The 14344-nt window shown below is 70.0% G+C and carries 17 protein-coding genes and 6 tRNA genes; 14 read left to right on the forward strand and 9 right to left on the reverse strand.

Annotation, left to right across the window (positions count from 1 at the left end; genetic code table 11):
• Positions 1-148 precede the first annotated feature (148 nt).
• Positions 149-1396: a phosphotransferase gene (locus tag ACGFNV_RS26340; RefSeq protein WP_393625458.1), complete on the forward strand. Its 1248-nt coding sequence runs from the start codon at positions 149-151 to the stop codon at positions 1394-1396.
• A gap of 80 nt (positions 1397-1476) precedes the next feature.
• A complete protein-coding gene (locus ACGFNV_RS26345) occupies positions 1477-1782 on the forward strand; it encodes a zf-TFIIB domain-containing protein (RefSeq protein ID WP_393625459.1) in 306 nt (101 codons plus the stop codon).
• A gap of 48 nt (positions 1783-1830) precedes the next feature.
• Here the strand turns inward: ACGFNV_RS26345 and ACGFNV_RS26350 are convergent.
• The 5 genes from ACGFNV_RS26350 to ACGFNV_RS26370 all read right to left on the reverse strand — a co-directional run bounded on the left by ACGFNV_RS26350 (position 1831) and on the right by ACGFNV_RS26370 (position 2268).
• A tRNA-Val gene (locus ACGFNV_RS26350) sits at positions 1831-1902 on the reverse strand.
• An 11-nt stretch (positions 1903-1913) separates the two neighbouring features.
• A tRNA-Val gene (locus ACGFNV_RS26355) sits at positions 1914-1985 on the reverse strand.
• A 23-nt stretch (positions 1986-2008) separates the two neighbouring features.
• A tRNA-Val gene (locus ACGFNV_RS26360) sits at positions 2009-2080 on the reverse strand.
• Position 2081: 1 nt separating this feature from the next.
• A tRNA-Cys gene (locus tag ACGFNV_RS26365) sits at positions 2082-2155 on the reverse strand.
• 40 nt (positions 2156-2195) lie between these two features.
• A tRNA-Gly gene (locus ACGFNV_RS26370) sits at positions 2196-2268 on the reverse strand.
• A 311-nt stretch (positions 2269-2579) separates the two neighbouring features.
• Between ACGFNV_RS26370 and ACGFNV_RS26375 the strand changes: the two genes are divergently transcribed.
• Genes ACGFNV_RS26375 through ACGFNV_RS26385 form a run of 3 tightly spaced genes read left to right on the forward strand, consistent with a single transcriptional unit; the run spans position 2580 to position 5403 of the window.
• Positions 2580-3707, forward strand: a complete 1128-nt coding sequence (locus tag ACGFNV_RS26375; RefSeq protein WP_393625460.1) for a chorismate-binding protein — start codon at positions 2580-2582, stop codon at positions 3705-3707.
• A complete protein-coding gene (locus ACGFNV_RS26380; RefSeq protein ID WP_393625461.1) occupies positions 3704-4525 on the forward strand; it encodes an aminotransferase class IV in 822 nt (273 codons plus the stop codon). Before ACGFNV_RS26375 ends, ACGFNV_RS26380 begins: the two co-directional genes overlap by 4 nt.
• Positions 4526-4578: 53 nt before the next feature.
• On the forward strand, positions 4579-5403 hold the full coding sequence (locus tag ACGFNV_RS26385) for a GNAT family N-acetyltransferase (RefSeq protein WP_393625462.1): 825 nt from the start codon (positions 4579-4581) through the stop codon (positions 5401-5403).
• 28 nt (positions 5404-5431) lie between these two features.
• On the opposite strand, the gene ACGFNV_RS26390 is transcribed toward ACGFNV_RS26385, so the two are convergent.
• Positions 5432-5812, reverse strand: a complete 381-nt coding sequence (locus ACGFNV_RS26390) for a winged helix-turn-helix transcriptional regulator (RefSeq protein ID WP_393625669.1) — start codon at positions 5810-5812, stop codon at positions 5432-5434.
• A 110-nt stretch (positions 5813-5922) separates the two neighbouring features.
• On the opposite strand from ACGFNV_RS26390, the gene ACGFNV_RS26395 reads away from it, so the two are divergent.
• Positions 5923-6330 (forward strand): RidA family protein, encoded by a 408-nt coding sequence (locus ACGFNV_RS26395; protein WP_393625463.1) that lies wholly within the window; start codon positions 5923-5925, stop codon positions 6328-6330.
• A 19-nt stretch (positions 6331-6349) separates the two neighbouring features.
• Here the strand turns inward: ACGFNV_RS26395 and ACGFNV_RS26400 are convergent, their stop codons facing one another.
• Complete coding sequence (locus ACGFNV_RS26400; RefSeq protein ID WP_393625464.1) at positions 6350-6877, reverse strand: DsbA family protein; 528 nt, start codon at positions 6875-6877, stop codon at positions 6350-6352.
• Between the two features lie 241 nt (positions 6878-7118).
• On the opposite strand from ACGFNV_RS26400, the gene ACGFNV_RS26405 reads away from it, so the two are divergent.
• Together ACGFNV_RS26405 and ACGFNV_RS26410 are read left to right on the forward strand one after the other, a co-directional pair.
• Complete coding sequence (locus ACGFNV_RS26405; RefSeq protein WP_393625671.1) at positions 7119-7565, forward strand: hypothetical protein; 447 nt, start codon at positions 7119-7121, stop codon at positions 7563-7565.
• Positions 7566-7717: 152 nt separating this feature from the next.
• Positions 7718-7870: a hypothetical protein gene (locus ACGFNV_RS26410; RefSeq protein WP_166662397.1), complete on the forward strand. Its 153-nt coding sequence runs from the start codon at positions 7718-7720 to the stop codon at positions 7868-7870.
• Positions 7871-7943: 73 nt separating this feature from the next.
• Here the strand turns inward: ACGFNV_RS26410 and ACGFNV_RS26415 are convergent, their stop codons facing one another.
• Both ACGFNV_RS26415 and ACGFNV_RS26420 read right to left on the reverse strand, forming a co-directional pair.
• Positions 7944-8504: a CGNR zinc finger domain-containing protein gene (locus ACGFNV_RS26415; protein WP_393625465.1), complete on the reverse strand. Its 561-nt coding sequence runs from the start codon at positions 8502-8504 to the stop codon at positions 7944-7946.
• Between the two features lie 251 nt (positions 8505-8755).
• Positions 8756-9169 carry an SsgA family sporulation/cell division regulator gene (locus ACGFNV_RS26420; protein WP_004002642.1) on the reverse strand — a complete coding sequence of 138 codons (414 nt, stop codon included), beginning with the start codon at positions 9167-9169 and terminating at the stop codon, positions 8756-8758.
• A gap of 191 nt (positions 9170-9360) precedes the next feature.
• On the opposite strand from ACGFNV_RS26420, the gene ACGFNV_RS26425 reads away from it, so the two are divergent.
• From ACGFNV_RS26425 to ACGFNV_RS26450, 6 genes are all read left to right on the forward strand, one after another.
• Positions 9361-9819, forward strand: coding sequence for a TIGR02611 family protein (locus tag ACGFNV_RS26425; RefSeq protein WP_393625466.1), 459 nt, complete (start codon positions 9361-9363; stop codon positions 9817-9819).
• An 88-nt stretch (positions 9820-9907) separates the two neighbouring features.
• Positions 9908-9979 (forward strand) — tRNA-Val (locus ACGFNV_RS26430).
• 499 nt (positions 9980-10478) lie between these two features.
• On the forward strand, positions 10479-11768 hold the full coding sequence (locus tag ACGFNV_RS26435) for an ABC transporter substrate-binding protein (protein ID WP_393625467.1): 1290 nt from the start codon (positions 10479-10481) through the stop codon (positions 11766-11768).
• The gene (locus tag ACGFNV_RS26440) at positions 11768-12766 is read left to right on the forward strand and encodes a carbohydrate ABC transporter permease (protein ID WP_393625468.1); all 999 of its coding nucleotides are present in this window, start codon (positions 11768-11770) and stop codon (positions 12764-12766) included. The genes ACGFNV_RS26435 and ACGFNV_RS26440 overlap by 1 nt, the downstream gene beginning before the upstream one ends.
• Complete coding sequence (locus ACGFNV_RS26445; protein ID WP_393625469.1) at positions 12766-13698, forward strand: carbohydrate ABC transporter permease; 933 nt, start codon at positions 12766-12768, stop codon at positions 13696-13698. The genes ACGFNV_RS26440 and ACGFNV_RS26445 overlap by 1 nt, the downstream gene beginning before the upstream one ends.
• A 10-nt stretch (positions 13699-13708) precedes the next feature.
• Entirely contained in the window at positions 13709-14299 is a 591-nt protein-coding gene (locus ACGFNV_RS26450; RefSeq protein WP_393625470.1) for a hypothetical protein, read from the forward strand.
• The last annotated feature ends 45 nt before the right edge of the window (positions 14300-14344 follow it).

The following is a 14344-nucleotide window of genomic DNA, read 5'->3' on the forward strand; positions in this document are numbered from 1 at the left end:
CACAGGCACCGATTCGCCACTGAGGACACGACGACGTGCGGGTGCTGGGGGAGGGGGCGCGCATCCGCCGCGGCCTCTTCGCCCAGTGACCCGCCGGTGCCCGTACCCTCACCAGCGAGCCCATCGCACGCGCCGCCAAGGGAGCCCCATGCCAGCCGACCCCCTGCTCCTGGCTCTCACCGCCCGCGTGCGCAGCACCGCGCACCCTTCCCTCGATCACTGTGCCTGCGGGACCGACACCCTCGCCGACCGCCCCGACGCCACCGTGGTCCGCCACGCCGACACCGTCGCCAAGGCCCACGCCTCCGACACGAGCACCGCCGACCTCGCGCTCCGCCTGGCCCTGGCCACCCACCTCCCCGAGGTCCTCCTCCCTCCCCTCACCCCGACCCCGACCGTCCTCCACGGCCGCCTCGTCACCCTCTGGCCGTACGGCACCCCGGTGGACCCCCAGGACCCGGACGCCGCCCCCTGGGAAGCGGCGGCCACCCTCCTCGCCCACCTCCACCGCACCCCGATCCCCACCCCGACACCGTCTCGTCCGACGCGCGACCTTGCGCCCACATCGGTTCGTCCGGTCCACGGTGCCGATCCGACCTCGGTTCGTCCGGTCCACGGTGCCGATCCGACCTCGGTTCGTCCGGTCCACGGCGCCGATCCGACCTCGGTTCGTCCGGTCCACGGCGCCGATCCGACCTCGGTTCGTCCGGTCCACGGCGCCGATCCGACCTCGGTTCGTCCGACGGGCGACGCCGCTCCGACCTCGCTACCTCCGGTCCACAGCCCCGCCCCGGCCCCGCTTCCCTCGACGCACAGCCCCACCCCCACCCCCACACCCCCGCTCCCGCACATGCGCGGCCCCCTCAAAGCAGCCCGAGCCGTCGCGCGCCTCCGTGAAGCCGACCCCCACCCCGCAGCCGCTCCCATCCTTCAGGCCTGGGACCTGCTGCCCCCCTGGGCCCGCGCCGAAGCCCCCATGCCCGACACCACCACCCTGTGCCACGGCGACCTCCACCTCGGCCAGCTCGTCCGGAGCCCCGCCCCCGACGGGCCCTGGCTCCTCATCGACGTGGACGACCTGGGTGTGGGCGTCCCGGCGTGGGACCTCGCACGGCCCGCTGCCTGGTACGCCTGCGGACTGCTGCCGCCCGACGAGTGGAGCCGCTTCCTCACCGCCTACCGGGAGGCGCACGGCCCGGCCGTACCGGCCCAAGGCGATCCCTGGCCCGCTCTCGACGTCCCGGCCCGCGCCCTGACCGTGCAGACCGCGGCCCGGGCCCTCACGAAGGCCATCACTCAGGACCGGCCGCTGGACGAGGTCGAGCAGTCGCTCGTCGACGCCTGCGCCCGAATGCGTCCGGTCCCTCCCCAGTTGCTCTCGAATCCCGCGAAGTAGGGTGCAACCGACCGCAGCCGGACAGAGTCTGTCCTGGCGACATACGAAGCAGGACCGACCGGCGAGGAGTTGAGCCGACCATGCAGTGTCCGAAGTGCCATGCGCCGATGCACACGTACAACCGCAACGGCGTCCAGATCGAGCAGTGCAGCAACTGCCGAGGGATCTTCCTCGACTACGGCGAGCTGGAGGCACTCACCCGCCTCGAGTCCCAGTGGACCCAGCCCGCCCCGCCGCCCCCGTCCGCCCCGCAGGCGTACCCGACCGCGCCGCAGGCCCCCGCCTGGGGTGCCCCGCACGGCGGCCACGGTGGGCATGGGGGACACGGTGGGCACTACGGCCACCAGCGCCACAAGAGCTTCGGGCACATGCTGTTCTCCAGCTGACCGGCACATGAAGAAGCCCCCAGTCACAAGGCTGGGGGCTTCGGAGTGTGGACGATACTGGGATTGAACCAGTGACCTCTTCCGTGTCAGGGAAGCGCTCTCCCGCTGAGCTAATCGTCCTCGGGACTGCGTGCGCGATACTGGGATTGAACCAGTGACCTCTTCCGTGTCAGGGAAGCGCTCTCCCGCTGAGCTAATCGCGCGGGGCGAAGCCATGAGGCTCCAGTGGACGATACTGGGATTGAACCAGTGACCTCTTCCGTGTCAGGGAAGCGCTCTCCCGCTGAGCTAATCGTCCTTGGAGGTGGAGACGGGATTTGAACCCGTGTAGACGGCTTTGCAGGCCGTTGCCTCGCCTCTCGGCCACTCCACCAGGAGTGCAGGGGTTCGGGAAGATCCCCTGGTTTCCTTCGAGCGGACGACGAGGTTCGAACTCGCGACCTCAACCTTGGCAAGGTTGCGCTCTACCAACTGAGCTACGTCCGCCTGTCGTTTCGGTCCGCTCCCGCGGCCCGGCGACGTGTTGAACTCTAGCGGATTCCTGGGCCAGCACAAAAACGCGTTTGTGCAGCGTGCTGCGCTACGTCCCCTCGATGACGAGGTCAGCGCACCCGACGGGCGGTCCGAAGCACATCCGAAGCACTTCCGACCGGCAGCCGAAGTGCATCCGAAGCACATCCGACCGGCAGCCGAAGAACACCCGACGGGCGCCCCACCACACCCCGTGCGACCTCGCCACCTGGGGCCGGGAGCCACGCCGGGGCCACCCCCGGGGCACCCGCCCTAGACTCGACATCGTGCACCGCCTCCCTCCCCTCGCCCGCTTCGGCGGCCGGGTCGCCACCGGTCTCCTCGACGTCACCAGTGACCCCGCGGCCCTCGACTCCACCGGCTTCTGGGCCGTCTGCGCCGACTACGAAGGCCGTCTGACCTGCGCCCGCTTCCGGGACGTGAGGGAGGAACCCGTACCGACGCCGGTGCCGGGACGGTGGCGCGGACCGGCGGCGGGCGACTGGACGTCGTCGCTCGACCGCGCCGCGTACACGGCGGGGGTTCGACGCATCCGCGAGCACATCGCGGCCGGCGACGTCTACCAGGCGAACCTCTGCCGCGTCCTGTCCGCACCGGTGCGGCCCGACGCCGACGTCGACGCCCTCACGGCCCTGTTGGCCCGCGGCAACCCGGCACCGTATGCAGGAACGATTCGGCTGCCCGACCACGGTGTCGAGACGGCCACCGCGTCCCCGGAACTCTTCCTGCGCCGCGACCGCAGGGTCGTGGAGTCGGGACCGATCAAGGGCACCGGGCGCACGGAGGCGGACCTCCTGGAGAAGGACTACGCCGAGAACGTGATGATCGTCGATCTCGTCCGCAACGACATCGGGCGCGTCTGCGCCACCGGCAGCGTGAGCGTCCCGGATCTCTGCGTCGTCGAGAAGCACCCCGGCCTCGTCCACCTCGTGTCGACGGTCCGCGGCGAGCTGCGCGACGGCGCGGGCTGGCCGGAACTCATCGACGCCGCCTTCCCGCCCGGCTCGGTCACCGGCGCGCCCAAGTCGAGCGCGCTGCGGATCCTCGACGCGTTGGAGGCGGCTCCCCGGGGCCCGTACTGCGGCGGCATCGGCTGGATCGACGCCGACCGGGGCACCGGAGAGCTGGCCGTGGGCATCCGCACCTTCTGGATCGACCGGGGCTCGGGGGACACGGCCGTCCTGCGCTTCGGCACCGGCGCCGGAATCACCTGGGGCTCGGACCCCGAGGGGGAGTGGAGGGAGACCGAACTGAAGGCGTCCCGGCTGCTCGCGATAGCGTCGGGAACGTACGAGGTGAGTGAAGAGGGACCGACGCGCCGTGCCGAACCCGGGGGCATCCCCCGGCCCGCCTGCCGAGTCCCCGGTACAACGTTGCGAGGTGGCGACCAGTGAAGCTTTGGCTCGACGGCGGACTGCGGGACACCGAGTCCGCCCGTGTCTCCGTCTTCGACCACGGGCTGACCGTGGGCGACGGCATCTTCGAGACGGTGAAGGCGGCCGACGGGAAGCCGTTCGCGCTCACCCGCCACCTGGACCGGCTCACCCGCTCCGCACGCGGCCTCGGCCTGCCCGACCCGGACCTCGACGAGGTCCGCCGCGCCTGCGCCGCCGTCCTGGAGGCCAATCCGATGCCGCTCGGCCGGCTGCGCATCACCTACACCGGCGGCCAGGGCCCGCTCGGCTCCGACCGCGGTGAGCGCGGCCCCACGCTCGTGGTGGCCCTCGGCGAGACCACCCGCCGCCCCGACTCCACGGCCGTGATCACCGTCCCCTGGACCCGCAACGAGCGGGGCGCGGTCACCGGCCTGAAGACCACCTCGTACGCCGAGAACGTCGTGGCCCTGGCCCGCGCGCGCCAACACGGCGCGTCCGAGGCGCTGTTCGCCAACACCCTCGGACAGCTCTGCGAGGGCACCGGCTCGAACGTCTTCGTCGTCCTCGACGGCGAGATCCACACACCGCCCCTCGCCTCCGGCTGCCTCGCGGGCATCACACGCGCGCTGGCCGTCGAGTGGACCGGAGCCAGGGAGACCGACCTGCCGCTGGACGTGCTCGCACGGGCCGACGAGGTCTTCCTCACCTCCACCCTGCGCGACATCCAGGCCGTGCACCGCGTCGACGACCGCGAACTGCCGGGCGCGCCGGGCCCGGTGACCGCCAAGGCCATGCGCGTCTTCGACGAGCGGTCCGGGAACGATCAAGATCCATAAAGGCCTCGGAAATTGGGCTGACGCAGGTCGTCACGGCGGGTAGAAACCCACTGATGACCACGACCCTGCGGCCGACCGAGCCGCTTCAGCGTGCCACCGACGGGGCGCTCTCACGCCACTACCAGGTGTGCGTGAACAGCCGTCCCGTCGGGGCGATACACCTCTCGACGTCTCCCGCCTTCGGCCCCTCCGTCGCCCGGATCGACGACCTGCGCATCGAGGAGCCGGACCGTCGGCGCGGCCGGGGAACCGTGGCCGCGCTCGCCGCCGAGGAGGTGGCGCGGGGCTGGGGCTGCAAGCGCGTCGAGCTCAGGGTGCCGGCCGGCGCCGAGACCGCGCTGCGGCTGGCCACTGCCCTCGGTTACGTCCGCCGGAACTACGGCATGGAGAAGCAACTCGATGCCACCGCGCCCGAGCTGCCTGCGGGCACCCTGGGCAGACCCATGACGGAGGCCGAGTTCGGGCCGTGGCTCGAACACGGGGTCGCGCACTACGCCCAGAGCTGGATCGACCGCGGAGTGCCCGAGGGCGAGGCACGGGCCAGGTCGGAGCGGGACCACACCGAGCTGCTGCCACAGGGCCTGTTCACGGACAACGTGCTGATCAGCATCCTGGAACACGAGGGCACCCGGGTCGGCGCCCTGTGGGTGTCGCTCACCGGGGACAACGCATACGTCTTCGATGTCGAGACCGACGAGCGCCATCGCGGAAAGGGGCACGGCCGCTCCCTCATGCTGCTCGCCGAGGCTCAGGCACTGGCCGCCGGCAAGCAGGTGATCGGCCTCAACGTCTTCGCGGGCAACACTCCCGCCGAGCGGCTCTACGCGTCACTCGGGTACGTGCCGGTGGCGTACTCGATGTACAAGAACCTCCTCTGACCTCGCGGCCCATGCGGAGCGCGACCAGTCATGCGTCGAAGCGGAGACGGGAGGCCTCGATGTGACCGAGGTACCGGACGGTCCAGTCGCACATGGTGTCGACCGTCGCTCGCAGGGCTCGGCCCGCCTCGGTGAGGGTGTACTCGACCCTCGGCGGCACGGTGGGGTGCACGGTCCGCTCGACCAGGCCGTTGCGCTCCAGCATGCGCAGGTTCTGGGTGAGCATCTTGTGGCTCACCCCCTCGACTTCGTCCCGCAACGCGCTGAAGCGCAGGGTCCGTTCACCGAGCGCCTCGATGATCAGCAGCGCCCACTTGTTGGCCACGTCCGAGAAGATCTCCCGCGCCAAGGAGTCCGCGCGCCGGAGGTTCGCTTCTTCGGGCAGGCTCCTGAACTGCTTGGTCACCAGAAGGTTCCCCCGTCACTGAAAAGTGCGTTCTTCCACGTCAGCGGTCACTCTCCTACGGTTTCCCAGTAACCACAAGAGAGCGAACGCTCATGCCGAGGAGGGCCCACAGCATGGCCATCACCCTGGTGAACCCCGGCGGACTTCCGGAGATCGACGCGTACCGGCAGGTGTCGATCGCGACCGGGTCGAAGCTGGTCTTCGTCGCCGGGCAGGTCTCCTGGGACGAGAAGGGGGTCACGGTCGGCGAAGGTGACCTCGCCGCGCAGGTCGAGCGGTGCTACCTCAACATCGCCACCGCCCTGGCCGCGGCCGGCGCCTCCTTCGACGACGTGGCGAAACTCACTGCCTACGTCGTCGACTGGACCCCCGACAAGCTGCCCCTGTTCCTGGAGGGCGTCTCCCGGGCAGCCGCGAAGCTGGGGGGCACCCCGGTCCCGCCGGCCACGCTGCTGGGTGTCGCGGCACTGGACGTACCGGACCACCTGGTCGAGGTCGAGGCCACCGCGGTCATCGACTGAACAGACCGCCGGGGCGGTCTCACCCCTGTTCGGCGAGCAGCCGGTCCGCGATCTGCTCGATGCGCTCGCGCAGCCCCTCCTGGCTCTTGCCGCCGTCGAGGCGTTCGCCGTCGATGACGTACGTGGGGGTACCGGTCACGCCGATCGCCTTGCCCTCGGCCTGGTCGGCGTCCACGATCAGGATGTGCCGGCCGTCGATCAGCGCGGTGTCGAACTCCTCAGCGCTCAGGCCGAGTTCCCGGGCCACCTCGACCAGGAAGGGTTCTCCCTCACGGTCCAGCTCCTCGACCCGGCCGAGCACCGCCTCGACGTACGCCCACCCCTTGCCCTGTTCCGCGGCCTCCTCGGCGGCCTGCGCGGCGGCGAAGGCATGCTTGTGCTTCTCCAGCGGGAAGTGCCGCAGCCGCAGCTCCAGCCGGTCGCCGTAGCGCTCGCGCAGGGCGTGGAGGTCGGCCAGGGCGCTGCGGCAGTCGGCGCACTGGAGTTCGCACCAGACGTCGAGAACGGCGGTCGGACCTACGGGGGCGGATACGGGGGAGTCGCTCATGGTCACAGTCTCCCAGCCCCGGTTCCCCCACCCCAACCGGGACGGCCGCGGGGCCGGCTCCGGGGCCCGTAGGGGGCGTACGGCCTACCGGCACCTGCGGAGGAGCCGACCCGGAGATGTCCCTGATGTGCGGCCGTGGCATGGCCCGCCGGGGTGCGGGAGGTGCAGGATGGAGGGGACGAAAGCGACGTCCGCCGACGTCTGTCCGACCGCTCGCCCGCCCGACTGCCTGGAGGACCGGATGATTGCCGAGACCGTCTGTGCCGCCGTCTCCGCCGCCGGTCTGGGCATCGCGGTGGTCACGGCCTGGCGCAAGCGCTACCTCGCGGCCGCCCGTATCGCGGCCTACGCCCTCGTGCCGCTCGGCCTGGTGATGACCGGTGCCGTGGAGTGGGTCGCCGAAACCGCCTTCAGCCCCACGGCGTGGGCCGGCTTCGTCGTGCTGGGCGGGGCCTGGCTGCTGTTCACGACCACCCGCGCCGTGGAACGCCGCCGCGGCGGGACCCGCCGGGAGCGCAGGGCCGCCGCCCGGGCCGAGGCGCGGGACGAGGCTGTGGCCCCGACGGCTTCCGCGCCCTCCCTGGGACAGGGCTCCCGGGCGGCGGCCAAGCCCGCCGCAGCACCCCGCGGCGGCTCGGCGGACGACTTCAGCGACATCGAGGCCATTCTGAAGAAGCACGGCATATGACTCGCGTGTGACCGCCGAAACGACACAGAGCGCACTGGCCCGCGCGGAAACGATCTCTTCCTGAAAGCCGACGCGCGGAATCCGGCGCACTCCCGTTCAATCGGCGGCCCGGATCGCGTCGACCGCATCACCTGCGCCATCATCGCCGCGAGATGCTGGACACGACACAGAGCGATGCCGCGCCGCCTCAGGACGAGCCTCGCGGATGCCTTTTCGCCCTTTCCCAGCCACCGCTGATGATCTTCCTTGCGGTGATCGGGTGTCTGCTGCTCATCGCTTCGCTGCACGATCTGCTGTTGCTGTGAGCCCTACCCGCGGTCCCCGGCGCCACCCGCCGGGGCCGCGTCCACCTCACCCCGGGGACACCTCGGCCCGGCCTCAGCCCGCCGCCTCCTTGCGGCGCGCCCGGTACGCGGCCACGTGCAGCCGGTTGCCGCAGGTGCGGCTGTCGCAGTACCGGCGTGAGCGGTTGCGGGAGAGGTCGACGAAGGCGCGTCGGCAGTCGGGCGCCTCGCAGCGCCGCAGCCGTTCCTGCTCCCCGGCCACCACGAAGAAGGCCAGCGCCATCCCGCAGTCGGCCGCCAGGTGGTCGGCGATGGAGGCGCCGGGGGCGAAATAGTGCACATGCCAGTCGTAGCCGTCGTGGTCCGTGAGCCGGGGCGTCGTACCCGCGGCGGCGACCAGCTCGTTGATCACTGTGGCAGCGCTCCGGGCGTCCTGAGCCGCGAAGACCGTGGCGAACCGCCCCCGGATCTTGCGCACCGCCGAGAGATCGAACTCCGAGAGCACTCCAACGTCGCTGATGTCGTGGCTTCGTACGAACTCCGAGAGGGCCGCGACGTCCGGCAGCCCCTCCGGGGTCGTCTCGTCCTCCGGGGCGGTGTTCACCAGATCCACCACGGCGTCGAGCGCACACCGGGTGTCGTGGGTGATCAGCACGTTACGCTCCCTGGCCTGTGGGTCGGGCGGGTGCCCGCCGATGCTGGCCGATGGTAATGGCTCGGCGCGCCGGACCACCCTCCGGACGGGGCACCGGCCCGCCTGGCCGGCGGTCGGAGGCGGCACGGACGACAGGCGCCGTCACCGGGGTGTCCCACGGTGACGGCGCCTGCGCGTGCCGTATGCGGTTGTCCGAGCCCGAGCCGTCTCCCCGAGTGGACGGCGCCGGGCGGCTCAGAGGGGGCCCCGCCCTAGCTTTCCGCCAGGATGTGCGAGAGCTCCTGATCGAGGTCGAAGTGGCGGTGCTCCGTGCCGGGGGGCACGGCGGCGTCCGTCCGCTTCAGGAACGACTCCAGGGCCCGCGCCGGGGCCTCGAGCAGGGCCTCGCCCTCGGGCGAGCTCAGGGCGATGCAGACGACGCCCTGACCATGGCTGCGCGACGGCCAGACGCGGACGTCGCCGGTGCCGGTGGGCCGGTGGAGACCCTCGGCGAGGAGGTCGCGGGCGAACACCCACTCGACGGTCTCCTCGGCTCCGGTGTGGAAGGTGGCGTGCACGGCGTAGGGGTCGGCCGTGTCGTACCGCAGGCCTGCGGGGACAGGCAGGGAGGACTCGCTCGACACAACGAGGCGCAGGTGCAGCTCGCAGCTGACCGTGGTGTTCATAAGCGCCAGGGCCTTTCGCTCAGTGTGCGCTCGGGGATTCGCACGTCGGCGAAATCGACATGCCACCTACGGTGCCGTTGTAAACCCCTCTGAGTGTTTTGCGTGTGTTTACGTAACTCTTCCGGCCGAGAGTGCCTTGGCACGGTACCGCCATTTCGGTGACCGGTTTCTCTCCGGTAGGGTTCGGGTGCATGAACACGGGGAGTGACGGGCCGGGTGAGGTGGCCGTGGCGGCGGACGAGACCGAGACCGACGGGGCGGCGGGGGAGCGCGAGCAGGGGCTCGGCTCCAGGGCGCCGGAATTCATCAAGGCGCGCCGCATGCTGCACCTCAGCTGGCAGGTGGGCGTCTTCGTCATCGGCCTCGCGGTCGTGGTGGCCGGCATCATCATGCTGCCCCTGCCCGGGCCGGGCTGGGTGGTGATCTTCGGCGGCATGGCGATCTGGGCGACCGAGTTCGTCTGGGCCCAGCTGGTGCTGCGCTGGACCAAGCGCAAGGTCACCGAGGCGGCACAGCGGGCCCTCGACCCGAAGGTGCGGCGCCGCAACATCACGCTGACCGTGATCGGCCTGGTGATCATCGCCGCCGTCGCAGGGTTCTACCTGTGGAAGTTCGGCCTCGTGATGCCCTGGAAGATCAAGGACCAGTGATCCGCAACGCGGGCGCGGGGGCCGGTCGTCGGCGGTCGGCCGTGGTCACGGCCACCTCGTGACATGGGGTAATGTTCTTCCTGCGCCCGGGCGATTAGCTCAGTGGGAGAGCGCTTCGTTCACACCGAAGAGGTCACTGGTTCGAACCCAGTATCGCCCACCCGGAAACAGCGGCCCACCTGCGAGACAGCAGGTGGGCCGCTGTCGTGCTCGCGGGCCCGGGAAAGCGCCTGTCGGTCTCGTCGCGACAGCCCGCCGGTGCGCTCATGCCCCCTTCGGCGGCGGGCGCGCCGACGCGACAGCCGCCCCGACACCCCAAACGCACCCCACCCCGACACCCCGAACGCGCTCCACCCCCTCCAGCCCCACCGCCCCCTCCTGTCCCCAAGTCCCCATCAGGCAGGCGACTTTCGGCCGGAAGGCAAGCTTCTTCATCGGCCGCCTGCTCGTTCGGCCCACCGGCCACACCCCCCTCACCTGCGCCATTGCCGCATCCGCCGAGGGATACCTCCCCGCTGCCCCGTCCGGCCGCCCACGCGCCCCCCAAGAAATTCCTGTCCGAATCATTGACGCACCCTCAAGCCCTCCGTAACTTGTGCCAGCAAGCGCTTACTTGAAACGATTCATGCAAGCGGCAACGCTGCGGGGAGGGCCCGACTGTGGGAACCAGCAGGAATGTTGAGAGGCGTACGATCCTGAAGGCGGCCGGTGCCACGGCGGCCACGCTCGGGCTGGCCGCGACGACGGGGTGCGGTGGTGACAGCGGCACCTCGGCGGACGGGACGGTGACGATCCGTTACGCGTGGTGGGGTGCCGAGGACCGCGCGGAGCGCATCAACAAGACCATCGCGCTCTTCGAGAAGAAGTATCCGAAGATCAAGGTCAAGACGGACTTTCAGCCCTATCTCGACTTCTGGAAGAAGTTCAACACGCAGGCCTCCGGCGGCAATCCGCCGGACGTCTTCCAGAATGCGATTGGATTCCTGCGGAAATACGACGCGAAGAACGTCCTGCTCGATCTGAGTGAGCAGGCCAAGGCGGGCAACCTCGACATGAGCGGCTTCCGGGCCGGCCTGGACAAGTTCGGCGAGATCGACGGCAAGCTCCTCGGCGTTCCCGTCGGCTCCAACTCGATGTCCCTGGTGATCGACAAGCCCGTCTACACCAAGGCGGGCGTCAAGCCGGAGCAGGGCTGGACCTGGGACGACTTCGACGCGGCGATGAAGAAGATCCGCGACAAGACGGGCCGCGCCGGCGACAGCGGCATGTACGGCGTCATGTACCTCTACGACCTGTACCTGCGCCAGAACGGCAAGGCGTTCTTCACCGAGGACGCGCTCGGCTTCACCGAGGCGGACCTGAAGGACTGGTGGACCAAGGCCAAGAAGGGCGTCGAGGAGGGCATCTACGCCGACCCCAAGAAGGTCGCCCAGATCAAGCCCAAGTCGGCGGTCTCGGCGGAGCTCGCGGCCAGCGAGTTCACCTGGGACAACTTCACCGTCCGCTACACCTCCGAGGGCAAGAGCGAGTACGGCCTGGCGCCCATCCCCACCACGGACGGCAAGAAGACCGGCCAGTACCTCGGCTCCCTCATGCTCAGCGCGTCCAAGCGCACCAAGCACCCCAAGGAAGTCGCCCAGTTCATCAGCTTCATGGTGCACGACCCCGAGGTCGCCAAGATCATGGGCTACGACCGCGGGGTGCCCGCGACGCAGGCCCAGTACGACGCGTACAAGCCCACCGACGAGGTCAACAAGGCGATCGCCGCCTACGAGGAGTCCCTCGTCAAGGCGGGCGTCCTGGAACCCATCACCCCGCACCCGAACGGCGCGGACATCTGCGAGTCCGCGTTCCTGCGCATCGCCGAGGAGCTCGCCCTGGGCAAGCGGTCGGTGGACGACGCCGTCAAGCAGTTCTTCACCGAGTCGAAGACGGCTCTCGCCGGCTGATGGGAACCGCCGTGACACACGCCCCTGCGATGGAGGGCCTGTCCAAGGACTCCGAGCCGCGGCACGGTCCGGTGAAGCCCGTGCGCCCCGCCGCCCTCAAGCGGCGGCGGCGCCGGGAGACGCTGGCCGGCTATCTCTTCATGTCCCCTTGGATCGCCGGTTTCCTGCTGCTGACGGCAGGCCCGATGGTCGCCTCGCTGTACTTCGCCTTCACCGACTACAACCTGTTCGACGCGCCCAAGTGGATCGGCTTCGACAACTTCACGACGATGTTCGAGGATCCGCGCTGGCGCCACTCGGTGCAGGTGACCCTCTGGTACGTCGTCGTCGGTACGCCGCTCAAGCTGCTCGCGGCCCTCGGCGTGGCGCTGCTCCTGGCCCAGAAGCGGCGCGGGCAGGCCTTCTACCGGGCCGCCTTCTACGCGCCGTCGCTGATCGGCGCGAGCGTCTCCGTCGCGATCGTCTGGAAGGCGATCTTCTCGGACGACGCGATCGTCGACCGTACACAGAAGCTCTTCGGGGTGAACGTCGGCGGCTGGACCGGCGACCCGGACATGATCATCTACAGCCTGGTGGCGCTCACTGTCTGGCAGTTCGGCGCCCCCATGGTCATCTTCCTCGCGGGTCTGAAGCAGGTCCCGCGTGAGCTGTACGAGGCGGCCGAAGTCGACGGGGCCGGCAAGTGGCGCCGGTTCTGGAACATCACCCTGCCGATGATTTCCCCGGTCCTCTTCTTCAACGTCCTGCTGGAGACGATCCACTCCTTCCAGATCTTCAGTTCGGCGTACATCGTCGGCGGCGGCGCCGGAAGCAACGCCTGCGGTCCCGCCGACGGATCGATGGTCTACACCTGCTACCTGTACGTCCAGGGCTTCGAGAACAGCCGGATGGGCCTGGCCTCCGCCATGGCCTGGATGCTGCTCGTCGCGGTCGCCCTGGTGACGGCGGTGCTGTTCTGGTCCCAGAAGCGCTGGGTGCACTACGAGGAGGGTGCCTGATGAGCTCCCCCAATCTCTCGACTTCGCTCGACCCGGGGGTACCCCCATCGGCCACCGACATCACCCCGGCCCCGTCCACGAAGGCGGGCAACTTCCGCCGCAGGCTGCCCGGCTCGCTCGCCTGGCACCTCGGGGCCCTCGCGATCCTCGCCGTGATCCTCTATCCGGTGCTCTGGGTCGTCGGCGGCTCGTTCAAGAAGAGCGAGGACATCATCGGCAGCCTGGACCTCTTCCCGGGCTCCCCGGTCACCTCGAACTACACGCGGCTCACCGAGGGCATCGCGGACATCTCCATCTCCACCTTCTTCGTCAACTCGCTCACCCTCGCGATCGGTTCCGTGATCGGGATCCTGCTGTCCTGCTCGCTGACGGCGTACGCCTTCGCGAAGATCAAGTTCACGGGTCGCAATCTGCTGTTCACGCTGATGATCGGCACGCTCCTGTTGCCCTACCACGTGCTGCTGATCCCGCAGTACGTGCTGTTCCGCAACATGGAGATGATCAACACGTACACCCCGCTGCTGCTGGGGAAGTACCTGGCCACGGAGGCGTTCTTCGTCTTCCTGATGATGCAGTTCATGCGCAACCTGCCCAAGGAGCTCGACGAGGCGGCCCGCCTCGACGGCTGCGGGCACCTGCGCATCTACTGGTCGATCGTGCTCCCGCTGTGCCGCCCGGCCCTGATCACCAGCGCGATCTTCACCTTCATCAACTCCTGGAACGACTTCATGGGCCCGCTGATCTACCTCAACGAGCCCGACAAGTACACGGTCTCCCTCGGCCTGAAGATGTTCGTGGACCAGGAGGGCGTGGCCGACTACGGCGGCATGATCGCCATGTCGCTGGTCGCGCTGCTGCCGGTGCTGGCCTTCTTCCTCGCCTTCCAGCGCTATCTCATCGACGGCATGGCGACGTCCGGACTGAAGGGCTGAGGCGGTCACGATGGCCCAGGCACGCGTGAAGGCGCGCAAGGAGTCGGTCCTCGCCGAGCGGTTCGCCGTGTTCGCCGAGTGTCTGCTCACCGGGGTGTGGATCGCGGTCGCCTCGCTGGGCGTGGTCACCTACCCGGCCGCCTTCGCCGCCGGCGCGCGGCACCTGCGCCGTCGTACGGCTCATGAGGGCGGCGGCTGGCGGGAGTTCGTCGCCGACGTCCGGGCCGCCCTGCGCGGCGGATGGCTCGTCGGGCTCGCGGGATGGGCGGCGGCGGTCGCGGTCTGGGTGGACGTCCAGGCCTCCCGCTCCGGTTTGCCCGGTGGGCCGCTCGTCGGGGCCGTCGGACTGTTCGCCCTCATCGGGCTCACCGTCGCCGGGCTGCGCGCGTCGGCGGCGTGGACACCGGGCGTGAGGTGGCGGGCGCTGCTCGCCCAGGCAGGGCGTCGTACCGTCCTGGACCCCGCCGGATCCTTCCTGATCATCACCGGGCTGGCCGTCGTGGCGCTGTCCGCCTGGTTCGTCGCGCCGCTGGCGGTCCCCGTCCTGGGGGCCGTCGCGGCGTCGGCCGTCGCCGTGGAGGAGCGGTACCGGCACCGCTGACGGGCGGTGCCCCGCACTCAAGGTCGGTGCCCTCGGCGCCGCACC

Source organism: Streptomyces sp. NPDC048751 (genome assembly GCF_043198595.1).
GTDB lineage: Bacteria > Actinomycetota > Actinomycetes > Streptomycetales > Streptomycetaceae > Streptomyces.

Excerpts from the sequence above, each read along its gene's own strand:
- ACGFNV_RS26385 (WP_393625462.1), top strand. The coding sequence starts at position 4,579 with ATGACCACGACCCTGCGGCCGACCGAGCCGCTTCAGCGTGCCACCGAC.
- ACGFNV_RS26345 (WP_393625459.1), top strand. The coding sequence starts at position 1,477 with ATGCAGTGTCCGAAGTGCCATGCGCCGATGCACACGTACAACCGCAAC.
- ACGFNV_RS26400 (WP_393625464.1), bottom strand. The coding sequence starts at position 6,877 with ATGAGCGACTCCCCCGTATCCGCCCCCGTAGGTCCGACCGCCGTTCTC.
- ACGFNV_RS26410 (WP_166662397.1), top strand. The coding sequence starts at position 7,718 with ATGCTGGACACGACACAGAGCGATGCCGCGCCGCCTCAGGACGAGCCT.
- ACGFNV_RS26395 (WP_393625463.1), top strand. The coding sequence starts at position 5,923 with ATGGCCATCACCCTGGTGAACCCCGGCGGACTTCCGGAGATCGACGCG.
- ACGFNV_RS26420 (WP_004002642.1), bottom strand. The coding sequence starts at position 9,169 with ATGAACACCACGGTCAGCTGCGAGCTGCACCTGCGCCTCGTTGTGTCG.
- ACGFNV_RS26440 (WP_393625468.1), top strand. The coding sequence starts at position 11,768 with ATGGGAACCGCCGTGACACACGCCCCTGCGATGGAGGGCCTGTCCAAG.
- ACGFNV_RS26425 (WP_393625466.1), top strand. The coding sequence starts at position 9,361 with ATGAACACGGGGAGTGACGGGCCGGGTGAGGTGGCCGTGGCGGCGGAC.
- ACGFNV_RS26340 (WP_393625458.1), top strand. The coding sequence starts at position 149 with ATGCCAGCCGACCCCCTGCTCCTGGCTCTCACCGCCCGCGTGCGCAGC.
- ACGFNV_RS26450 (WP_393625470.1), top strand. The coding sequence starts at position 13,709 with ATGGCCCAGGCACGCGTGAAGGCGCGCAAGGAGTCGGTCCTCGCCGAG.
- ACGFNV_RS26405 (WP_393625671.1), top strand. The coding sequence starts at position 7,119 with ATGATTGCCGAGACCGTCTGTGCCGCCGTCTCCGCCGCCGGTCTGGGC.
- ACGFNV_RS26445 (WP_393625469.1), top strand. The coding sequence starts at position 12,766 with ATGAGCTCCCCCAATCTCTCGACTTCGCTCGACCCGGGGGTACCCCCA.